This is a genomic window from Amycolatopsis rhizosphaerae, assembly GCF_007713715.1.
Lineage (GTDB): Bacteria > Actinomycetota > Actinomycetes > Mycobacteriales > Pseudonocardiaceae > Amycolatopsis_E > Amycolatopsis_E rhizosphaerae.
This window is the reverse complement of the sequence record NZ_VJWX01000525.1, coordinates 1-4,892: the sequence shown is the minus strand read 5'-3', so window position 1 is coordinate 4,892 and position 4,892 is coordinate 1. Positions and strand designations below refer to the sequence as shown.

The 4,892-nt window shown below is 68.5% G+C and carries 4 protein-coding genes; all 4 read left to right on the top strand.

Annotated elements, in window-relative coordinates; genetic code table 11:
- Positions 1-1,100 precede the first annotated feature (1,100 nt).
- Positions 1,101-3,488: a sensor histidine kinase gene (locus FNH05_RS32225; RefSeq protein WP_186382846.1), complete on the top strand. Its 2,388-nt coding sequence runs from the start codon at positions 1,101-1,103 to the stop codon at positions 3,486-3,488.
- Between the two features lie 20 nt (positions 3,489-3,508).
- The gene (locus FNH05_RS32220; protein ID WP_186382845.1) at positions 3,509-3,949 is read left to right on the top strand and encodes a roadblock/LC7 domain-containing protein; all 441 of its coding nucleotides are present in this window, start codon (positions 3,509-3,511) and stop codon (positions 3,947-3,949) included.
- Positions 3,946-4,320 (top strand): DUF742 domain-containing protein, encoded by a 375-nt coding sequence (locus tag FNH05_RS32215; protein WP_144592621.1) that lies wholly within the window; start codon positions 3,946-3,948, stop codon positions 4,318-4,320. Before FNH05_RS32220 ends, FNH05_RS32215 begins: the two co-directional genes overlap by 4 nt.
- Positions 4,301-4,892, top strand: a 592-nt coding sequence (locus FNH05_RS32210; RefSeq protein ID WP_144592620.1) for a GTP-binding protein, incomplete at its 3' end; no start/stop codon positions are given. The genes FNH05_RS32215 and FNH05_RS32210, both read left to right, overlap by 20 nt.

Genomic DNA, 4,892 nt, shown 5'->3' with positions numbered 1-4,892 from the left:
GTGAGGGGACCCCTCACGGCGCGGGGAGCCGCGCACGAGCCGTGAGGGATCACTGGCGGCGAGGTATTCCCCGAAAAGGGGCGCGGGAAAAGGTGACGGATCCTCCCGGGTTTCGGTGAAGCCATTCGGCTCCCTCCCGCCGATCCCTCTTGCCGGTCCCTCCCGCGGACGCCCTGGGCCGCGTCCGGACCCGGTGCGACGAGGCCAGGTGCCTCCCGGTCGCCGGACGATGTTGGTTTTTCCCCGCCCGACGGCGTTGGTTTTCCGAGAGCTTCGCGATCGCCGCGCGAGTAGCCCGGTGAAAGGCGACGCGGTCGGCGGGGAATTGTTTCGCACCGACTCCGGAATCGAATCCGCCGGGGTAAAGAAAAGGATTTCTCCCTGCTCTTTGAAAGCGCCTTCTGTAGTGGTTCGGACTGCCGCGGCGGTGGCGGGCGGTCGCCCTGTGCGCAGGTCGCCGCCCCCGCAGTGGAAGATCGACAGTGTGCGGCGGCGGTTCGCCAACCTTGCACACGCCGGTCCGCGATGCGCGTTTTCCCTTATGAGAAAGCCAAACCAGCCCCCGTGATCGCTTCTTGACACAACGGATAGAGTGGGGGCCCGAAGCCCGAACCCGACTGACGGTCATCGGCGTGGGTGCCATGGACGAGTTCGGCTCGCTGCCCGCGAACCCGCGGCCGGCCCAGGAACACGAAGCCGGATTCTGGAGGTGCCTGACGAGGCCGCGCACGAAAGTGGCACCCAGGCCAGGCGTGCTCAGGGCGCTCGAACGGGCTGATTTTCCCGGCGGATCAGGTGTCTTCGACGGTCACTTGAGCCCGCCCAGTAACCAAACATTGAACGGTAGCGAAGTAGAGCAGTGAAACGCGACAGGAGAGTCCGTCCGGACGACATGCGCGCGGTCATGTCCCGGGCCGGTTCTCCCCGCGGCTGCCGGACGGCGGCTCCGGCCGGGAAAGTCGTCTTCCCGCCGTCGCCGCCTCCTTCCGACCAAGCCAGGACAGGGCGGTAACTTGCGCGAATCAAGATCAGAGCAGCACCGGCCCGGCTCGTGGTGGAGCCGGCTCAGACGTCGCTCGACGCCGAGCATCAGAACCCGGGTGCTGGCCATCGTGCTCATCCCGAGCGCGGCACTGCTGGTGACCGGCTCGACCGTGGGCGGCCTGCTGATCTCGGATGCCGTTTCGGCGCGGGACTTCTCCGACTATCTCGGCAGCGCGGTCGACCCGCTGGTCAAGTTCGAGACGGTGGTCCAGCAGGAGCGCACGCTGAGCCTGCGCGCCATCGGCGGTGACAAGCAGGCGCAGGCCGACATGCAGGCGCAGCGGAACACCACCAACACCACCCTGGCCCAGATCGCCTCGCTGGCCCAGGTGGTCGCCAAGCTCAACCCGGACGCGGTGGCGGTGTCGAACGCCCAGTTCGCCCAGCTGTCGGCGCAGATGCCGGTGATCCGGCAGGGCGTGGACCTCGGCCAGGCCAGCGTCGCCGACGTGGACTCCTTCTACACCCAGCTCGGTGCCGTGGTGATCGTCGGCCTGCAGGGGGTCTCCAAGACCACCCCCGACCCGCATGCCGCCGCCGAGGAGATCACCGCCACCGACCTGTTCTACGTGGTGGACTGGCAGTCCCGGGCGACCGGTATGGCGGCGGGCGCGGTGGTGCGCGGGCCGATGAACCAGGCCGACCGGGCCGTCTACGGGCAGCTGGTGGGCGGTTACCGGCATCAGCTCGACGCTCAGGTCTCGCGGCTGAGCCCCACCGAGCGCGCCCGCTACGACGCACTGGTGGCGAGCAACGAGTGGCGGGTGGCGACCGCGGGCGAGGACTCCGTCGTCCAGCGCGGCACGCTCCAGGTCGGCATCGCCGACTGGCTCGGCGCCACCACGAAGGTGACCGACGAGCTGCGCGGCCTGTGGGGCGACCACTTCCGCTACTCCGAATCCCTTGCCAAGGACAGCGCGGGAACGTCGCTGACGCAGGCGATCATCGCCGCCTCGGCGGTGCTCGTCGTGACCGTCGCCGCGTTCCTTGTCGCGGTCCGCCTGGCCAACGCGCTGGTCCGGCGGCTGCGGAACCTGCGGAGCCGCACACTGGACCTGGCCGACGTCAAGCTGCCCTCGATCGTGCAGCGGCTGCACGACGGCGAAGCGGTCGACCTCGAAGCCGAAGTCGGCGCGCTGGAGGCGGGCAGCGGCGACGAGATCGGCCAGGTGGCCGAGGCGTTCAACACCGCCCAGCGCACGGCCATCGAGGCCGCGGTCGCCGAGGCGAAGACCCGGGGCGGGATCAGCCGGGTCTTCCTCGACATCGCGCACCGCAGCCAGGTCGTGGTGCACCGCCAGCTCGAAGTGCTCGACATCGCGGAGGCGAAGCAGGGCGATCCGGAACATCTGGAACTGCTGTTCCAGCTCGACCACCTGGCCACGCACGCCCGCCGCAACGCGGAGAACCTGCTGATCCTTGGCGGGGGGCAGCCGGGCCGCAAATGGCGCAGGCCCGTGGCACTGGAGGAGATCGTGCGCAGCGCGATCTCCGAGACCGAGGACTTCGCGCGGGTGAGCGCGGTGCGGCTGCCCGAGGTGAAGGTGCTGGGCAGCGTGGTCGCCGACCTCATCCACCTGCTCGCCGAACTGGTCGACAACGCGACCTCCTTCTCCCCGCCCGACTCGCCCGTCTCCGTGCGCGGCAACCTGGTCGGCAAGGGCGTGGTCGTGGAGGTCGAGGACCAGGGCCTCGGCATCGACTTCGAGGAACGCGAGCGGTACAACGACAGGCTGCGGAACCCGCCGGACTTCCAGGAGATGGCGCTGGCGGGGCAGCGGCAGCTCGGCCTGTTCGTGATCGGGCAGCTGGCCAAGCGGCACGGCATCGCGGTCAGCCTGCTCGAATCCGCCTACGGTGGCGTCAAGGCGATCGTGCTGATTCCGACGAAGGTGATCGAAGCGGAGACGGTGAAGAAGAACGACGACGAGTCCGAGGACGAGCCGAGGCCGCGCCGCACACCGGCGCAGCGCCCGAGCTACGTGCCGGAGCCGGCGCGGGACCCGGTGCCCAGGATGCCGGTCCGCGAAGAGAAGAAGGACCCGTTCGATCCCTTCGATCAGCTGGAGTCGTTGAACCAGTGGCCGCTGGAAGAGCCGGTGGAGTTGGCACCGGCCCCGCGGGCTCCGGAACTGTCCGATGTGGCCGACATGTCATCGCCTCCGGCGCGGCACAGCGCGGAAAGCGTTCCCCCGGAACCGCCGTCGGCGGCAACCCCGCCGAGGCCTTCGCCGGGACGGAAGCGGGCGCCACTGCCGCGTCGCGTCCGGCAGGCGAATCTCGCCCCGCAACTGCAGGTCGACACCCCGCCAGGGCAGGCAACCTCGCCCGGGACGTCGACCTCACGCCAGCTGCGGAGCCCCGAGCAGGCGCGCAGCAGCTTGGCTTCCTTCCAGCGAGGAACACGTCAAGGACGTGACGATGCCTCGGGTCAGCACAAGTGATGAACACGGATGGTCAGGGAATGAACAACGATCTGGTAGTCAAGGCCAAGGGGAGCGGGCTGAACTGGTTGCTCGACGACCTGGTCAAACGACTGGCCGGGGCCGAGCAGGCGGTGGTGTTGTCCGCGGACGGCCTGCTGCTGGGCCGCTCGGCCGGCCTGCAGCGGGAGGACGGCGAGCACCTGGCGGCCATGGCGTCGGCGTTCCGCAGCCTGGCCCGCGGGGTGGGCACCACCTTCGACAAGGGTGAGGTCCAGCAGACGGTCGTCGAACTCGAACTCGGCTATCTCGTGGTGACCGAAGCCGGTGAGGGCGCCTGCCTCGCGCTGCTGGCCGGGGCCGGGGCGGATCTGGGCATGGTGGCCTACGAGATGAACGTGATCGTGCAGCAGGTGGGCGCCAACCTCACCGCCGCACCCCGGTCCCTGCACACCGAGCTGAGGATTCCGCACACGTCATGAACTACGAAGGCGACTCCTGGTTCGACGACGACCCCGGGCCTCTGGTTCGGCCGTTTGCGGTAACCCGTGGCCGGGCCGGGAAGGACCTTCACAACCTCGACATCATCACACTGGTCGTAGCGGTCCGGCCCGAGTCCGAGGTCGCGGCGCTGGACCGGGAATACGGAGAAATATTGCGCATGTGTCAACGGAGGCCGCTGTCGATCGCCGAGATCGCGGCCGAGTTGAACCTACTGCTGGCCGCGGTGAAGGTTCTGGTCAGCGACCTGATCGACTCAGGGCATCTCATCTTCCGCTCACCTCCGCCGGCCGCGGGACGGCCGGACATCAAACTGTTGCAGGCGGTACTCGATGGCGTTCGTAAGCTCTGATCGTGGCGGCTCTCCTGAGCTGCAAGGGGTACAGGCGGTCAAACTCCTGATCGCGGGTGGTTTCGGGGTCGGCAAGACGACCATGGTGGGCTCGGTCAGTGAGATCAAGCCACTGCGGACCGAGGAACGCCTGTCCGAGATCGGTGCCGGGGTGGACGATCTGTCCGGGGTCGAGGGCAAGACCACCACCACGGTGGCCCTGGACTTCGGGCGCATCACGATCAACCCGGAAGTGGTGCTGTACCTGTTCGGCACCCCGGGCCAGGACCGGTTCTGGTTCATGTGGAAGGAACTGTCCGTCGGGACGCTCGGCGCGGTCGTGCTCGCCGACACCCGGCGGCTCGAGGGGTGTTTCAGCGCGATCGACTTCTTCGAATCGCGGGGTATCCCGTTCATCGTCGGGGTGAACTGTTTCGACGGTTCGGACGTCTACACCCCGGACGAGGTCCGTTCGGCGCTCGACATCGGCCCGCACGTGCCGATCCAGTTGTGCGACGTGCGCAACCGCGAGTCCGCCAAGCGGGTGCTGATCGGCCTGCTGGAGCATCTCATGGCCACGGCGACCGCGGAGT